The organism is Marinobacterium rhizophilum DSM 18822, assembly GCF_000378045.1.
In the GTDB taxonomy this organism is placed as follows: Bacteria; Pseudomonadota; Gammaproteobacteria; order Pseudomonadales; family Balneatricaceae; genus Marinobacterium_A; species Marinobacterium_A rhizophilum.
In genome coordinates, this window is the sequence record NZ_KB899108.1 from 79,057 (window position 1) to 96,052 (window position 16,996).

15 protein-coding genes are annotated in these 16,996 nt (G+C 56.5%); 8 read left to right on the forward strand and 7 right to left on the reverse strand.

Annotated features, from left to right (window positions below; translation table 11 throughout):
* Positions 1-109: 109 nt before the first annotated feature.
* The 6 genes from F451_RS0119095 to F451_RS0119120 all read left to right on the forward strand — a co-directional run bounded on the left by F451_RS0119095 (position 110) and on the right by F451_RS0119120 (position 5,430).
* Positions 110-607 carry a JAB domain-containing protein gene (locus tag F451_RS0119095; RefSeq protein WP_020683018.1) on the forward strand — a complete coding sequence of 166 codons (498 nt, stop codon included), beginning with the start codon at positions 110-112 and terminating at the stop codon, positions 605-607.
* 160 nt (positions 608-767) lie between these two features.
* Positions 768-1,193 carry a TIGR03757 family integrating conjugative element protein gene (locus tag F451_RS0119100; RefSeq protein WP_020683019.1) on the forward strand — a complete coding sequence of 142 codons (426 nt, stop codon included), beginning with the start codon at positions 768-770 and terminating at the stop codon, positions 1,191-1,193.
* Positions 1,190-2,125, forward strand: a complete 936-nt coding sequence (locus F451_RS0119105; protein ID WP_020683020.1) for a TIGR03756 family integrating conjugative element protein — start codon at positions 1,190-1,192, stop codon at positions 2,123-2,125. Before F451_RS0119100 ends, F451_RS0119105 begins: the two co-directional genes overlap by 4 nt.
* A gap of 28 nt (positions 2,126-2,153) precedes the next feature.
* Entirely contained in the window at positions 2,154-3,548 is a 1,395-nt protein-coding gene (locus tag F451_RS0119110; protein ID WP_020683021.1) for an integrating conjugative element protein, read from the forward strand.
* A gap of 144 nt (positions 3,549-3,692) precedes the next feature.
* A complete protein-coding gene (locus tag F451_RS28940) occupies positions 3,693-3,893 on the forward strand; it encodes a hypothetical protein (RefSeq protein ID WP_020683022.1) in 201 nt (66 codons plus the stop codon).
* Positions 3,894-3,906: 13 nt separating this feature from the next.
* On the forward strand, positions 3,907-5,430 hold the full coding sequence (locus F451_RS0119120; protein WP_020683023.1) for a conjugal transfer protein TraG N-terminal domain-containing protein: 1,524 nt from the start codon (positions 3,907-3,909) through the stop codon (positions 5,428-5,430).
* A 13-nt stretch (positions 5,431-5,443) separates the two neighbouring features.
* On the opposite strand, the gene F451_RS0119125 is transcribed toward F451_RS0119120, so the two are convergent.
* The 3 genes from F451_RS0119125 to F451_RS0119135 are packed head-to-tail and all read right to left on the reverse strand — an operon-like array spanning position 5,444 to position 6,620.
* Positions 5,444-5,815: a DUF3742 family protein gene (locus tag F451_RS0119125; RefSeq protein WP_020683024.1), complete on the reverse strand. Its 372-nt coding sequence runs from the start codon at positions 5,813-5,815 to the stop codon at positions 5,444-5,446.
* A gap of 29 nt (positions 5,816-5,844) precedes the next feature.
* Positions 5,845-6,300, reverse strand: coding sequence for a type II toxin-antitoxin system YhaV family toxin (locus F451_RS0119130; protein ID WP_020683025.1), 456 nt, complete (start codon positions 6,298-6,300; stop codon positions 5,845-5,847).
* Entirely contained in the window at positions 6,300-6,620 is a 321-nt protein-coding gene (locus F451_RS0119135; protein WP_020683026.1) for a type II toxin-antitoxin system PrlF family antitoxin, read from the reverse strand. The genes F451_RS0119130 and F451_RS0119135 overlap by 1 nt, the downstream gene beginning before the upstream one ends.
* A 343-nt stretch (positions 6,621-6,963) precedes the next feature.
* On the opposite strand from F451_RS0119135, the gene mobH reads away from it, so the two are divergent.
* On the forward strand, positions 6,964-8,832 hold the full coding sequence (gene mobH / locus F451_RS0119140) for a MobH family relaxase (protein ID WP_026291894.1): 1,869 nt from the start codon (positions 6,964-6,966) through the stop codon (positions 8,830-8,832).
* An 833-nt stretch (positions 8,833-9,665) separates the two neighbouring features.
* On the forward strand, positions 9,666-10,850 hold the full coding sequence (locus F451_RS0119145) for a Gfo/Idh/MocA family protein (RefSeq protein ID WP_026291895.1): 1,185 nt from the start codon (positions 9,666-9,668) through the stop codon (positions 10,848-10,850).
* Between the two features lie 483 nt (positions 10,851-11,333).
* Here F451_RS0119145 and F451_RS0119150 read toward each other — a convergent pair whose 3' ends face one another.
* The 4 genes from F451_RS0119150 to F451_RS0119170 all read right to left on the reverse strand — a co-directional run bounded on the left by F451_RS0119150 (position 11,334) and on the right by F451_RS0119170 (position 16,624).
* Positions 11,334-12,656 carry an NAD(P)/FAD-dependent oxidoreductase gene (locus F451_RS0119150; RefSeq protein ID WP_020683029.1) on the reverse strand — a complete coding sequence of 441 codons (1,323 nt, stop codon included), beginning with the start codon at positions 12,654-12,656 and terminating at the stop codon, positions 11,334-11,336.
* A 115-nt stretch (positions 12,657-12,771) separates the two neighbouring features.
* A complete protein-coding gene (locus tag F451_RS0119155) occupies positions 12,772-13,521 on the reverse strand; it encodes a sulfite exporter TauE/SafE family protein (protein WP_020683030.1) in 750 nt (249 codons plus the stop codon).
* 699 nt (positions 13,522-14,220) lie between these two features.
* Positions 14,221-15,246, reverse strand: coding sequence for a substrate-binding domain-containing protein (locus tag F451_RS0119165; protein WP_020683031.1), 1,026 nt, complete (start codon positions 15,244-15,246; stop codon positions 14,221-14,223).
* 445 nt (positions 15,247-15,691) lie between these two features.
* Positions 15,692-16,624, reverse strand: coding sequence for a substrate-binding domain-containing protein (locus F451_RS0119170; RefSeq protein WP_020683032.1), 933 nt, complete (start codon positions 16,622-16,624; stop codon positions 15,692-15,694).
* Positions 16,625-16,996: the final 372 nt, after the last annotated feature.

Genomic DNA, 16,996 nt, shown 5'->3' on the forward strand with positions numbered 1-16,996 from the left:
GACCGCCGGTTGTATGACGGTGGATGCGACATTGATCACAGACCCTGGAGGGCTCGCCCTCCAGGGCCGGCGCCTCCTCATTTGTCCGCAAATCCCCAGGAGGCATCCCATGACAACATCCGTTGCCATCAACGACAGCGCACGCCTGTCCATCCCGCTGGATAGCCAGCATGAAGACTGGATCATCGCCCGCGCCATTGAGATCACCGAGCGACGCGTCTTCCAACGCAGCGACACCTTGCAGAACCCGACGGAGGTGCGGGACTACCTGCGCATGAAACTGGCGAGCGAGCGCAACGAAGTGTTCTCGGTGGTGTTCCTCGATAACCGCCATCGCGTCATCGCCTTCGACGTCCTGTTCAAGGGCACGATCGATGCGTCATCGGTGTATCCGAGGGTCGTGCTGTCCAGGGCGCTGGAGCATAACGCGGCGGCGGTCATCTTCGCTCACAATCATCCCTCAGGCGTAACCGAACCCAGCCTGGCCGACAAGGCCATCACTGAACGGTTGGCGTCACTCTTGACGGCGGTGGATATCCGCGTGCTGGATCACTTCATTATCGGCGAGGGGAAGCCCTTTTCCTTTGCGGAGATGGGGCTGTTATAACCTTGCTCTCTCCTCCCGCGGTAGCGACTGCGTCCCTTCGGGCGCGGCTCGCTGCCACTCCCCCCTCAAAATAGGGATGCACCGCGGTGCCCATTGTTGGTGGAGCAAAGCTCCGTTTTCGATTGCACTGGTAACCTCATCAACCCACCGGGGAACACGCATGCAACAGCTTCATGGCTCGTACAGGCCCAGCCTGGCCATCCTCGCTCTGCTGCTTCTCAGCGGCAGCGCCACTGCGACGGAGGTCTGGGTGATCAGCGATAGCCATAACCCCGTGACCGGTACACATGCCCCCGACCGCGTCATCGAACTGGACGCACCATCGCGTCTTGAGGCACAGCTGTCCGCCCGGCTACCCAAGGACCCACAGCAGGCCAGCCAGCGCATGCAGCAACGACTGGCACAGGGTGGCCAGCAGCTGCACCGGCGCCTGCAGAACGCCTACCAGGGCGTGACCGATGCCTGGAGTCTGGGTATCACCGCGATTCCAGCGGTCGTGGTGGACCGGCGCTATGTCGTCTATGGCGAGGCCGACCTCGACCAGGCACTGGATCGCGTGGCGCAGTATCGCCAGGAACAGCCATGAGGATCCGACAGCGTCTGCGACTCGGGTCCGCCATCGCGCTGCTCGGTACGGCAACACCGGGCGCCGCCCTCACGACCACCACCATTCTGCAATCGGCCTTGTCACCGAACTGCCTTGAATACCGGATCGTGGGCATCTGCTACTGGCTGCACTGCTCGTGGAGCGGCTGTACGGTACGCACCTCGGTCAAGGTGCGCCATTATGTGCCCGATGCCGTGGTATCGAGCTACAGCAACACCGGAGAAACCCCCTGGGTCGACGTGCGGGCGATGAGCCAGCCCAACCCGACGGCACAGGCGGGTGGCGATGGCACCACCCACGAGGACCATGAAAACAACCTCGCCAAATTCAAGAACGCCGACGTCATCGGCCACCCGGGTGCCAAACTGTTCAGCCAGTTCGCCGCCGGCTTCGGTTACCGTTGCGACGGCGCCGCTACGGCGTTCATGCCTTATCTGCTCAGCACCCTCGATACGGTCGCCTGGCGTTACAATCTGCCCGAGGCCGTCTATCCGGAAGCCCTGACACCCGGCATGCGCGAGATCGGCACCCGCAGCGCACTGAACCTCTGGGGCAACGTCTATCCCCGCGGCGGTTTCCTGCACCAGAGCGACGACCACAAGGCCGGTGCCGTCGTCGCCCAGCGCGCGGGCGATATCGTCACGCGGCGCGGCCAGCTGCATGTCTACCAGCCGCTGCTGGCGAATTCACGGGACGGCTACTGGCCGGCCGGGGCGCTGATGGAAAGCGACGCGTCGACTGGCAAATGGCAGGAACTGACACCGCGACTGTCCACCTCCTGCGCGGTGTTCCCCCACAGTGATCCGCGACTCCAGGCCCGGCAGGGCGACTATGCCTGGGCGCTGTGGCGGCCGTACAGCTGCTGCCAGCGCCGGGGCCAGCGCTTTCTCGGCAGCGTGGACTTCGACTGAGGACACAAGGATGTACCCTGCATGCGACATGAACACATCAAGCCGCTTACTGCGCCGCTGCTGGTGTCCGGCATTACTGGCAGGCACCTTTGTGCTGGCTGGCAGCTTGGCAGCGGCGCAGACCACGATCAGCAGCAACGGCTTTCAGACCAGCGGCAGCGTCATCGGCGACGAGGTGATGTACTCCATCGGCGGCGGCAACGCCGTCTCCATGAGCGGTGCCGCCAGCATGCGCTCCCTCGGGGTCGGCGCCGGCTGGAACAGCAATCTGGTCTGCGGCGACCTGTCGATCTCGACCACCATCCAGAACCAGCTCAACGGCCTGACCGACGGCTTCCAGACCCTGATGTCGTCGGTGATCCAGAATGCCACCAGCGCTGTTGCCTCGTTGCCGGCGCTGATCATCCAGCGCGCCGACCCTGGCCTCTACAACCTGCTGACCAATGGTATTCTGCAGGCCCGGCTCGACTTCGACCGCTCCAAGCTGACCTGCCGGGCGATGGCTAACCGCATGGCCGAAATGGCCGGCGGCCAACGAGGCTGGAGCCAGCTGTCCGAAGGCATGGTGCTGCAGCAAGCCGTGGCCAGCACCGATGCGGTCTCCGCCATCGAAGAGGCCGAGACCAGCAAGGGCAATGAGGGCGTGCCCTGGGTCGGCGGTAGCAATGCCGGCGGTACCGGGCAGCCTTCGATAAAGGTGGTGAGCGACGTCACCCGCGCCGGTTACAACCTGGTCAATGGCCGCACAGTATCCGATACCTCATCCATCGATCCGGCCAGCTGCAACAGCCTGGCCTGCCAGACCTGGACTTCGCCACAGGCCGCCGTGGCATGGGCCACCCGTGTACTGGGCGAACAGGAGCAGCGTACCTGCGAGCACTGCACCAAAACCGAGACCACCCCCGGGGTCGGGCTGACACCGCTGATCCAGGACGAATACGACAGTAAACTGCAGGCCCTGCAGCAGCTGATCACTGGGGCGCGCGCCACCACGTTCGACAACCTGCGTGAAGCGGGTAGCGCCTCGCTGCCGATCACGCGCGGTGTTATCGAGGCGCTGCGCGACGAGCCCGATCAGGCCATTCTGGCCCGCCGTCTGGCCTCCGAGGTGGCACTGTCCTCGGTGCTGGAGAAGGCCCTGCTGCTGCAGCGCACACTGCTGACCGGCATGAAGGAGCCCAATGTTGCAGCCAATCAGTTGGCTGTCGACGCTGTCGATCACGAAAGCAACCTGCTCGACCGGGAGATCCTCAACCTCAAGACCGAACTGGAACTGCGCCGGGAACTGGCCAACAACTCGCCCATGGCGATCATCCAGCGCTTTCGTACACGTGCCGCCGGCTCCCGCGGCATCTACGAGGGCGACCCGGTGCCGGATCGCCTTGAGCAGCTGCAGCGCCCCTTGAACGGCGCTTCGCCATGAGTCCCGCCTGGCGGCGCGTTCGCAAAGGGTTCGGCCGGCGTACGGCAAAGGCGCTGTTGTGGGTGTCAGTGCTGATGGTGGCCGCCCTAGCGGCCAACCTTATCGGCATACCGGTTCGGCAGTATCGACGGCTGGGCACGCTGGATGGCGGCAGCATCCTGGTATTTTCTGCTGTGGCGACTCTGCCTCTATGCAGTAACGGCCGTTGGCTGGCGATGGATGCGCCGACGTTTGCTTGCGCGCGAGCCCGATGGGGCTTCACGCCGGCGCCTGGTCCGTGCCGAAATTGCCGGCGTGCTGGCAATCGCCGCGCTGGAGTGCAGCCTGTTGCTGCAGGTCGGTTAACGGAGAACCCGGCATGACGCTCTATACCACCGATTACCTGGAGTACTACCTCACCCTCGTGGGCTGGATCGTCCACAACGGCATCTGGTCCGTACTGGTCGCAAGTGGTGTGTTCGCCCTGCCCTTCGTTGCCATCATCCTCCAGGAATGGCTCAAGGCACGCAGCGAAGGCGCCGATGAAGGCAACAAGGGCGTACTGTCCGCGATGCGCATCGAGAACCGGGTCTGGGTGGCTATCGTGGTGATCCTGTTCGCCGGCATCCCTTTTATCGACGTCGACCTCAACACGATCCGCTTCGACGATTCGCGCTCCCGCCAGTGCCAGGTCCAGGTACCCGCCCCCAGCGATACCGGCTGGAGCCAGTCGTTCACCACCCTCAATCACCAGAGTGCCAAGGTACCGGTCTGGTGGGCCTTCATGCATGCACTGTCCCGTGCGGTCACCGGTGCCTCGGTGGCAGCCATCCCCTGCGGCAGCGACCTGCGACAGCTGCGCATGGAGATCGACGCCACCCGCATCGACGACCCATTGCTGGCCCAGGAGGTGGCGGATTTTACCCATGACTGTTACGGACCGGCGCGCGCCAAACTGTTCATGACCCGGCCACAGCTCGACGAAGCCCAGATGCACGACGTCAGCTGGATCGGGGCGCGCTACTTCATCAATACCGGCAGCTACTACGACAGCTACCACGCGAGCACGCCACGCGATGGCTGGCCTTACGACAGCAGCCGCGATGCCGGCCTGGCCCAGGTGTCGAGCGGCGCCGGCTATCCGACCTGTCGGCAGTGGTGGAGCGATGGCGACATCGGCCTGCGTGCCCGCCTGCTGACTGAGGTCGATCCCGGCCTGTTAACCCGGCTGGCCAACTGGGCCGGCTTCCTCAACCGCACGGCGGTGGATGACGCGGTGATCCGTGCGATCGCCGCCCCCCGCCAGCAGAAACTCAACCGGGGTGCCATCTACACCGATTACGGCGGCCAGATCGACAAGACGCTGTCGAATATCGTCACCCGAGCGGCGGGCGATATCGGCATGACCATTGGGGCCCTGGGTCTATTCCCAGCGATGGACGTGATGCGGCAGGCGCTGCCGATGGTACTGTCGTTTTTAAAGATGGCCCTGGTCATCTGCATCCCGCTGGTGCTGGTCATCGGCACCTACGACCTCAAATCGCTGGTGACGATCAGCATCGTGCAGTTTGCGTTCTTCTTCGTCGATTTCTGGTTCCAGCTCGCCCGCTGGATCGACTCGACCATCCTTGACGCGCTCTATGGCTGGGGGTGGGGATGGAATCGACCGCACGCCAACTTCGATCCGGTGATGGGCTTGAACAACGCCTTCGGCGATATGCTGCTGAACTTCGTGATGGCGACAATGTTCCTGGTTCTGCCAGCGTTCTGGGTTACCGCTTTAGCGTGGGCTGGAGTCAGGGCGGGAAATGCACTTCAAGGACTGGCAAATGGCACGAGGGATGCTGGTCAAGCCGGTGGCAAAGGCTCAAATCTTATGATCAGCGGGGCTAAGAAGAAGTAGGTACCAGTTCGCTTCAATCGTCATCAAAACGAGGATCAGGATCATCATTGAAACACGACGGATGATAGAAGAGGCTCTCACGATGATCTCTTTCTTCAGCCTCGCGACCTAGGAAATCAGCTTCATCCGTCGTCTTATTTTGAAACATCAACACGACAGCGGTAACAGCCACAATCAGCAACGCCAACCAGAACGCGGTATAAAACATCACGCCCAGCATGATGAACTTGGCGATCCACAACAGCGCTGTAGCAGCTACAGCAGGCACACCCTGCGCACTCAGCCAGCCTGATACCTGCCGCTCGCGGTGCAGGCAACCGCGCCATCCCCGGCCGAGCCAGTTGCCAAATCGCTCTGCAGTGCTGATATGGGTTTTCGTGTTCATGGTAGTCACCTACTGTCGTCCTTACAGTGTTAACCAGTGCTCCAATCCTCGTGGCTGGAGGCTTTCAAGGCCTCCCAATCTGTGGGCGGATGGCCGCGACCCAACATCTTCTCGAAGACCGCGTACGGATCGGACTTGCTGCCCGCTGACCGCAGCGTCTGCTCATCATTGACCCAGGCAAAGATGATGACTTTCGCCTTCGAATCATAGCGGAAGAACAGCCGAAAGCGCCTCCCGATCTTGGCCCGGCGCCAATGTCGATGGGCTGACCCCAGAGTATTGCCCTGACGGTACTCGTCCCGAGCAGGATCACTCGGTACCACTTCCATTATCAGCAGGCTTAGCGCCCGGAACAGTTTAACGTTCGCATTGGCCTCAAAGCCTGTTGGATCGTTCTGCTCGGCACGCTTCGCCGCCACATGCAGCTTCTGCAATTGTTCAACCACACAGTCGTGGAATAACAGCGTCCATCCCTGTTGCTGCATCAGATCAACACGTCACCCTGAATCTCCTCATCCAGATCGACGCCACGGCCGGCCTGTGCCAACATCGCCTGCGCCAGTTCCTCCGGCAGTGTTCGTACATGACGGCCGGCCTGGATGTCGCTGGCCAGCAGGTCAAGGAAGGCACCAATGGCTGGATCTTCGTGCTCGGCGCCCGCACGAGTGACCACAACCTGTCCGTTTTCCCCGAGATCGAAGGCAACCTTGCTTCCGGCACCAAGCCCCAGTGCCTGTCGGATCGGCTTGGGCAACGTAATCTGCCCCTTGGACGTCAGTGTAGCCACTTCATGGATACCAGGCATGATTGTGCTCCTGTAGGTATTTTGCACGCCCAAAGGGTAAGAAAAATTCCTTACACTGTCAATTCGACCTCGATCCAGTCCGTCGTGTTGCTGCATATCGGTATCCAAGCTGCCGTGAAAGACCGCATCCTATCCCTGAAACAGCCTGCCTTCTGCTCGTAATACGGCGTGATGCAAAACCCATTGATCATGGCCGAGCGCCCCAGCGTTGCCCTATAGCAAAGGGCTTAGCCAGGCAAAATGGTAAAGGGATCTGAATGGATAATGGAATGGGGGCAAGGGGAAAGGCCCTACCCGAAAAGGCCAAAAGGCTCCCCTGTTGGTCTGACGATTGGAGGGACAGATGCTCTCGATGCTGCAACGTAAAAGGCCTCTTCCGCCTGCCGATCCACCGCTTACCTCGCTCCCTGAATTGCCCAATGGGCTGACCCAGCCGCAATCGGCGGCCTCGTTGCTGGCCACGCCACGCCGCGAGAGGTTGCTGGAACATATCTGGCAGCGTACCGCCCTGTCACACCAGCAGTTCGCCTGGCTCTACCGCGCGCCTCTCGAGCGCTACGCCGAGCTGGTACAGCAGTTCCCCGCCTCTGAAAGTCATCACCATGCCTACCACGGCGGCATGCTCGACCACGGTCTGGAGATCGTCGCCTATGCGCTCAAACTGCGGCAGTCCTACCTGCTGCCCGCGGGCGCGACGCCGGAAGACCAGGCCGCCCAGTCCGAAGCCTGGACAGCCGCCACGGCGTACGCGGCGCTGCTGCACGATATCGGCAAGATTGCCGTCGATCTGCACGTCGAATATGAGGACGGAGCCCGCTGGCATCCCTGGCACGGTCCGCTGCTACACCCGTATCGTTTCCGTTACCGCGATGATCGGGCGTACCGCCTGCACAGTGCAGCCGCCGGGCTGCTCTACCACCAGCTGCTCGATCGGCACATCCTCGACTGGCTCAGTGACTATCCGGCCCTCTGGTCTGCGCTGCTCTATGTCCTGGCCGGCCAATACGAACATGCGGGCGTACTGGGAGACCTGGTCAGCCAGGCCGACCGCGCTTCGGTAGCCCAGGAGCTGGGGGGCGACCCGGCCAAGGCCATGACAGCGCCGAAACACTCGCTCCAGCGCAAACTGCTCGATGGCCTGCGCTACCTGCTCAAGGAAGAGCTGAAACTGAACCAACCCCAGGCCTCGGATGGCTGGCTGACCCAGGACTCCCTCTGGCTGGTCAGCAAGACGGTGTCCGACAAGCTGCGGGCCCACCTACTGTCACAGGGCATAGACGGCATACCGGCGAACAACTCGGCAGTATTTGATGTGCTGCAGGATCACGCCATCTTGCAACCGACGCCTGAGGGCAAAGCGATCTGGAAAGCCACCATCACCAGCGAAACCGGCTGGTCGCATAGCTTCACGCTGTTGCGGCTGGCGCCGTCCCTGATCTGGGAGGCGAACGAACGGCCGGAGCCGTTCACCGGCACCGTAACAGTGGAGACACCGACCGCCGAGACGACCCATACAGGCGATGCCGTTCCCAATATTGACCCCGTTGTTGGTACAGCCGCCACCGCCCCACCCGGTACACCATCTGAACAGGATTCCAAGCCGCAGCTTACGAACGAGACGACGCCAGATTCAACCCAGAATCCAGGTGGTCAACCCAACGTGATTGAGGATCTGCTCTCAATGCTCGATATGCCCGACCTGGGCTCCGCGACCACATCACTTGCGAAGCCAGCTGATTCAACGACTACGGTGCCCAACGCGGACGCGCTGGCACCAATGCCGCCGTCCGCATCACCTTCCTCACCTAAAACTGCAATAGAGCAGCCTTCAGGCGAGCATTTCATTGTCTGGCTGAAACAGGGCATCCAGTCGCGAAAACTGATCATCAACGATGCAAAAGCCCTGGTACATACTGTAGCCGACACCGTGTTTCTGGTCAGCCCGGGCGTGTTCCAACGCTATGCACAGGAACATCCACAGATCGCCGCAAACGCCAAGAAAGATAATCAGCAGGATTGGCAGTGGATACAGAAACGCTTCGAGAAACTGCAACTACACCGCAAGCAGCCCAACGGGCTAAATATCTGGGCCTGTGAAGTGACGGGGCCACGCAAGTCACGCCGTTTGCATGGGTACATGCTGGAGTCGCCAAGTCATCTGTTCGATGAAACTCTGTCGAACAACCCTTACCTAAAAGTTAGCGCACACTGAGCTACTACGGCCTCGGTTTCAGAGATTACATGTTACCGTAGGTGTCTGGCGCCCCTAGGGCACTTCAGATTCGGCCTGCGACCAGGAAGATGCTTCCATTCGAGCAAGCCATTGTTGCCTAACGGTTATCTTGAGCCAGCCACCCATCTTGGTATGCCACCTCATGCAGACTCCAGCATGTCTAGCAATTAAAATTGATAATTTAAATTGACTTGCAATTATTATTGCAATAGATTCTTTAAGTATCGGGTTCATCTACGCAAGCCGGTAGCGCAGAGTCTGGCAGGCTGATGCAGTGCACCGAATCTCGCACTACGGCCTTGTTTCACGAATGGCAAGCACTGCTCTTAAATAAGCGGCGAGCTTTTGCAAGTGAGGCAATCTGCAGGCAGCTACTGAATACAGTGATAAGACTGGAGGAGTGCTGATGCAAACTGTCAACTCGACCCTTGCTCCGCGCACCCTACAGGCCGCAGAAAACCTTTTAGCAGCTGACTTTGCCCAATTTTTCACTGTGCCTGCCTCCCCATATCGAGAACCCTGAAGCACTCCAAACGAGCGAGGCAAAGCTACGTATGCTCCCGAAAGTATGGGGCGCCAATTGCAAAAACCGAACATCCCCGAGCAGCGATTATGAGCGGCTTTTGAACGTTATGCTCGTGCCAGAACAATCAAACCGCTGGCAGTCAGGCATTGGCGAGCGTACTAGACGCAATGATGTGGGCATTACCGGAAGGATGGGTGCCCAACGGACTTCAGGCACGCCCGCCGCCGACTCCAGAAGTGAACTCCTAGATAGTTCTAAAAACAATATTTGAAAGCAGGACAAGACAATGAACACTAATTCCGGAGTGGAAAGTCTCGGTCGCCGTTTACGACTGGGTGTTGTAGGTGGAGGCCCCGGTTCCTTTATCGGATCGGTTCACCGAAGTGCGGCTTTGATGAGCGAAAAATACGAGATAGTGGCCGCCGTACTTTCGTCAAACCCTGAACGCTCAATCTCAGCTGCAGCTGAATTAGGAATTCCGCGGAGCTACCGCTCAGCCCGGGAAATGATCGAGTCTGAAGCCGCTCTGGTAGAAGGTATTGATATAATTTCAATTATGACTCCGAATGACAGCCACTATGAGATTGCCTGCCAGGCTCTGGAAGCGGGCATGCACGTTATTTGCGAAAAGCCCCTCACAACCCACTACCATCAGGCAAAAAGTCTTGAAGCTCGTGCAGAAAAATCCGGTCTACATTTTTGTGTAGCCTATGCATACACCGGGTACCCCATGGTTCGTCAGGCGAAGGCGATGGTTGAAGCGGGTGATCTTGGCGAGATTAGAATGGTCCAGTGCAATTATGTTCAGGGGCATCTGGCGGAAATAAGTGAAACTGAGCGCAGTGGAAAAAACTGGCACATGCTCCCGGACATCGCCGGTGATGATCTTGTCGTCGCCGATATTGGCACCCACTGCTACCACTTATGTTCCTTTGTAACAGGCGCCCTGCCCGAACAACTCAGCGCCGACAGCTGCACGACAGTGCCGGGCCGCAAGGCAACCGACTATGCGAGTATTCAGTTGCGATATTGCAGCGGCGCCCGTGGTTCATTATGGATCACTCAGGCTGCTGCAGGTGCAGAGCACGGGCTTTACCTTCGCGTATTTGGCAGCAAAGGCGGTATTGAGTGGCATCAGGAATATCCCAACGAACTACTATTCCGGAGCCTGGGGCGTCCCGCTCAGTTGTTTACCAAGGGCGGACCTGGTTTGTACGACATTGCAAACCAGGCGACCGCGGTCCCCCTCGGTCACCCCGAGGGGTACCGAGAAGCCTTCGCCACACTCTATAATGATTTTGCCAACGCCGTCATCAATACAATAAAGACAACACAACAACTCCAAGCCTCTCCTTATCCGCATATAAAGGACGGTGTCCAAGGTGTAAGATTTATTGAGGCAGCATTCGAGTCGAATCGAGGCAATGGTATGTGGGTCGATATAGAACCCAAAATTACAGCATGTTACTAACCGGAAAGCTATTAATCCCGCGGGTTAGTATATGAAGCATGGACGCTTTATCATTGGCCGCGGGCTAATACGAACGCCAGAAAAACCTGCATGTCCACGCACCTGCACCCGTTTTAATGGCGTGGCGGACAAATAGGGAGGGAACCTATTTGTCTGCCAGATTAATTGCTTAACACAATGGTTGACAGGGGCAGGTCACACAGACTATGCCAACCATATGCCGCCAACCTTGACCACCCAAATCATATTACCGAGAAAATAACAATCAAACCCGAATCATAGCTACCGTTCTGCTTCATCTCTGTCCTCAGGATTATTAGCCCTGCGAAGAATCCTGTTCCTTTCCTTACACATTTTTACTCACAGCAAAACGACACAGGAGGCCAGACAAACTGTTTTTATACAGTTTAGACTAAATCGTGGCCACAAATAAATTCTCCATTTTCATTTACTGCCTCACCAGACTAATAGAAAGAACACTAATCAGTGCAATTTCATTTTTGGCCTGACAACCTTGGAAAGTCTATTTATCAAAACAATCAGTAAACCCCGTATACCCCCATGTATCGACAACTGGTGCATGCGGTACAACGAAACGTAGCACCATCTTGCCAAGCGGCCTTCGACGAACATGCTGCGGTTGCGCAGATTCCCCATGAGATTACCGACGGCGCCATAACGGCTCAAGCTGACAAGCGATCCATAATCTTTGTATCGATACTCTTTGAACTCATGCCCTTTGAGTTTTCTCAGTATATTCGTGAAAACAGTTGAAGCCATCTGGTGAGCCGCTTGCGCCCTCGGTGGAACGACCTTCCCATCATCCTGAGTAAAGGAACAGCAGTCACCGATGACCCATATATTACTGCAACCACTTGCATTGAGCGTTTTATCGACAACGACCTGATTGCTTCGATTCGTCGTCAAGCCTGCGATTCTGGAAACGAAGTCAGGGGCTTTAACTCCGGCGGCCCAGACGATCAAATCCGCAGCAATAAATTCGCCTTCTCGGGTATGAAGCCCCTCTCTCGTAGCCGAATTCACCGCTACAGACGGGCGTAATCTGACCCCAAGCCCCTCCAGCTCTCGCGCGACGGCTGCCGAAATGCGCTCGGGCAGCGCCGGCAGCATCCTCGGGCCGGCCTCGATAAGCGTAATATCCAGTTGGTCTCGAGACATTCCAGGCATACCGTGACTCTTGAGCAAGTCGGTGACGTGGTAAAGTTCGGCAGCCAGCTCCACACCGGTCGCCCCGGCGCCGACGATGGCTATCCTCAGGCGCCCCTTGCTACCGAGCTGGTGAATTGCCGTGAACTTGTTGATGAGGGTATTTTGAAACCTTTCGGCCTGCCGGTACGAATCCAGAAAGTAACAGTTCTCCTGGACGCCCTGGATGCCAAAGTCGTTCGAGGTGCTACCGATGGCAAGCACCAATGTATCGTACTTTATTGTCCGCTCATTCAATAGCTGGTTGCCGCTGGCATCGAAGGCTGCGCCAAGGTGTAGGATACGCGCGGAAGTGTCGGCAGCAGTCAGCTCACCCAGTTCAAACCTGTATCCATTTCTCGCGGCATGGGCATGGTACACCACGCTTTCCGCCCCTGGGTCCAATGTTCCCGTCGCCAGCTCGTGCAATAGCGGCTTCCATATATGGATACGATTGCGGTCGATCAAAGTCACCGAATATTTTTTTGAGCGTCGAAATTTTTTTCCGAGGTTTGTTACCAGCTCAAGTCCGCCGGCGCCACCGCCTACCACGACAATATGGTGCAATTCAGTCTTGTCATCTTTATTCATTGCGCTCATATAAACTTCCAGTCTTAAAATTATGTAAGTTCGTCAATACCAAAGGTACAGCAGATGAATTCAGACACAGAACACGAATTAGGCCGGGAAGATACAGTTGCCTACTTTAAATCAACTAAAGTGTAACAAACCCATCGTATAACAGTTTTAACCCTGTCAAAACGAGGAATACGTTGAATACCCCATAGAACAGAGATACCGATATCCTTTTATGCAGGTAATAACCAATACCTATGCCGATCGGGGCCAACGGTAATAAGATCAGCGACGTCATCAGATTGTCCATATTCAGCTGGCCCAACCAAAAATACGGGATAAGCTTGGCGTAGTTGATAACGGCAAATAACAGTGCGCTGGTGCCGAGAAACAGGGTTGGCGGCAACCGTTGCGGAACAAGATAGGCACTGGCCGGCGGCCCCCCTGCGTGTATGCCAAAACTGGTAAAACCTGCCAGGAGTGACCAGAACCACCCTTTGAGTCGGCAAGGCGCTGCAGCCGCACGTTTCGAGGTACCGAGCCAGTAGTTCAGGGCAAATATCAGCGCTAGAACTCCAATCAGCAGGCGTACATGGGCTTCAGAGATGTATTTGAAGGTCAACGCCCCCAGCACGACGCCCACCAGCGCGGCAGGCAGCATGATCCGTAGATTTTCGCGGTGCCATTGTCCCCGGAATTTATATACGGCTAGCACATCCATGACGCAGAGGATCGGCAACAGAATAGCCGCGGCCTTGGCGGGACTTACCGCAAGCGCCATAAGCGGTACGCTGACGATACCGATAATGCCGCCAAACCCGCCTTTAGCCACACCAAAAATCAGTACTGCTGGTATGGCGCAAAGGAAGAAAAACAGTTCATTGATCATTATCGTATAGGCCACCTAGTCAATAAAAAATGCCACCGACGTAGCCGATGGCACGAATCCAGCCAGGGCATTGCTGGGGCAGGTGCAGAACCACAACCATTCAAGTTTGGCAGTTGCTTCATTGATCAATGCGGCCTCAGCCAAATACTTCCGCTTGATCAAGCAGCCTAACGGATCCATGTAGGCCTAGGTTAGCAAAGCAAAACAAGCTATGCAACAATAATTGCAAGTATACACATTTAGCAAAAATACGATAAATCCAATTATGGCAATGCAATATTGGCTGGTGATTATTAAATCGTACTGGGTTCCACAGATGCAATTACTGAAGCAAAACACACCAACGGGATCGTTACCGGTTTCGATGCCGTACTGGCCGTTCGAGAAGGCCGCTTGCATGCGACCGTCGACCAAGCCCCGAAACGGTAAGCCGGCGCCATGCAGCTAATGGTCAGACACCTCGAGTCTGGGGTCTCCTTCCCCAGGCGCGGCTGTTGGACAGCACCCACTTGATCACAATTGCAAACGTTACTGACGATCAGTAGGAATTGCAGGTCAATCGTTAACACAGCGAGGCCATATATGGGCTCCACCCAATCCCTCTATTGGCCCGAACTGATTTTATAAGCGTTGCGCAGCCTCCAGTCCTGTTAACGTGGCACAAAAAACGGGCTTAACAGCCACTGTGGCGCCGCGGGTCTATTTCCGCCACGCGGAGTCGGCCTCGGAACCAACACCAAATACGAGCCGGGACAGTGCGTCCATCTGTTCAAGGTTATCCTTGTCGACCAGTACGGGGCCGGTAATGATGTCGGACTGGGGCTTGTAACCCATCTCGTGATACCAGTAGAGCCACTCCATTGGAATATATCCCTGCAACCAGAAACCCTGTTCAGATGCTACCAGCAGATGACCGTTCTTAACGCCAGAAAGGCCGATAGGCCCCACATCGACGGTTAGCAACGTCATTCCCTTGGTGTCCACGTCAGGCTCCAGGCCCAGTTCGTTCGCCACGTGCCAAGACCAGGCTGCGGTAAAATCGGCCAGGTTGAAAATGTAGTTGGTGTCAGTGTTTGACGATAGATAAGCTTTCAGGTTTTGGCTAAAAGTGGCCTGAGTGATACCGGTAACCAGATATTCCACAGAAGCGCCGACTTTCCTGAAAGCGTCCTCAATCCCTCGACAGCGCTCCCGAAGTCCCGCATGGTCAGCCGTATGCAGAGAACAGGCGACCTTCTTGGGTATTGGCACAATTCCAGCTTCCGCTTTTTCGAGCGCATAGAGTCCAATTTTGTAGCCTGTCAGATACTCATCACCTCCGACGTAGGTCAGGTACGGGATACGCTGCCCGGGTGGCCGGCGATCCGGAATATTGAACGCCACCACCGGAATACCCATCGCCAGCGCCTTTCGAATGGGACCCTCAAGGGCGTTGGCATCGAGGATCGGCACTGCGATACCGTCTGGACGAGAGGCAATCGTCTCTTCCAAATTACGTACCAACTCGTCGACGCCGGGCGTCACCCCCCCAACATACTCAGTGAAAACATTCGGATAGCGCTTCTCGAATTCGACCAAAGACAACGTCAGCCAATTCATATTCGGGTCCTGAACCCCTATGTGGGACACCATCACGAACCGGTAGTCCTTTGCCGCAGCGGCTATTGGAACCGACAGCATGAACATGCTGATCAAAAGGGGCACTAACCGTTTGAGAACCATCATTATCTAATCCCCGCTCGCTACCTGGTACACAGCGAGCACAATGATGCTCTCTGAGCCGCTACTTGCGCTGCCTTGTACAGCCGTAGTACCACAGGCACTCCCGTCATAGATTGTTTAAATGCCAGTGCCTCTAACCTCTAGCATAGATGCTCCCGAGAGACAGGCAGTCTCAAATTTAGGTGTTCATTCAGGTACTCATCCCTGAACCAACCATTGCAGCTTTCAATACCGCTCTTCTGAGTCGGTTTGCCGGATTGCCGTAACAAAGATATAAAGCAGAGCAAGGTCAATCTTTCTTCATTCACATAAATGAAAACCGCGAACAGTGTCGCGGTTATTTTGACAGCAGCGTTACTGTCTTCACAAAGATTATGCCGCCAGACGCTGATTTTGGCTCAGAATTACGTGGCCGATCGGGTTCCTCTCAATCGGCCACTCAACGACTTTAGTTCTTCGCTTTGAACTGGTCGATGTTCTCCTTGGTGACCAGCTCAAACGGAACGACGTTTTTAGCCTCAACCGCCTCGTTGCGTGCCAGTTTCAGCACGGTATCAATGGCGCCGACACCCTGGCCTTTGGCAGACTGATAAACTGTCACATCCAGGTCTCCGGCTTCAAGTGCAGCCAAAGCATCCTGGGTCGCATCCACACCGCCGATGACGACATTATCCATCGACACACCAGACGCCTTCAGCGCCTGAATCGCACCGAGTGCCATTTCGTCGTTATTGGCGATAACGCCCTTAGGCTCAATGCCCGCGCTGATCCAGTTGGTCATCAGGTCCATTGCCGGTGTACGCATCCAGTTTGCGGTTTGCTCGTCGACGACTTTGATGTTCTTGCATTCATCAGAAGCCAGTACATCGTGTGTCGCCGCGGTACGGCCACGCTGGCCGGTCGTGCCAAGCTGGCCCATCAGGATTACCGCTTCACCTTTGCCACCCATCTGCTTGCACATTTCGGTGGTCTGCAGAAAACCGGCCTGATACTCGTCCGAACCCACCCAGGCTTGCTTGGCCGGGAAGGTATCCATGTTCGCAGGCAGCATGTTAACGAAAACGAGCGGCACACCCGCCTCATCCGCAACACTCGATATATTGATGCCCGAGTCCGCATCGACCAGCATCACGACAATCCCGTCAACGCCTGCGGCAATGAAGTTCTCAACCTGAGACTGCTGACGCGAAATATCGCCCTGCCCATCTTCAATCTGAAGTTCCACGCCATCAAGTTTTTCGGCATGCGCCGTCATGTTCTGACGCAGCACGGTAAGGAAATTGTCGTCAAAGAGTGACATGGCAACACCGATAGTCTCGGCTTGAGCCACGGTTCCCATCAGAGCGCTGCTCAAAATCACTGTGCTCAGTAGCTTCTTCATATTTATTATCCTCTACTAGTAATTACGGCAGATAGACCACCGTGGTTCGTCGCGGATTATTCCTCGATTAAGGTATTGCGCCGCGAATTCAATATAATGGTCTCCCTAGACCATCAGGTACAGCCCACCGAAGCACAATATTTATGTGCTGGGCGTTTTATAAAAAATCATGTAAAAAATGCCAAAATATCTATTTAACAATCAATCTGAAAATTAAACTGACGTCCCTGTCGATGCAATCACTGCCCGCTAAAACCAAGCGATAACTTTATGTAACGCTTAGTTATAGGTAGCGCACATTGGTCGATAATGATATTAAGACACCAAGCATATTCAATCCGAATTAATAGTCAGGAGCTGCCGATTTCTCGT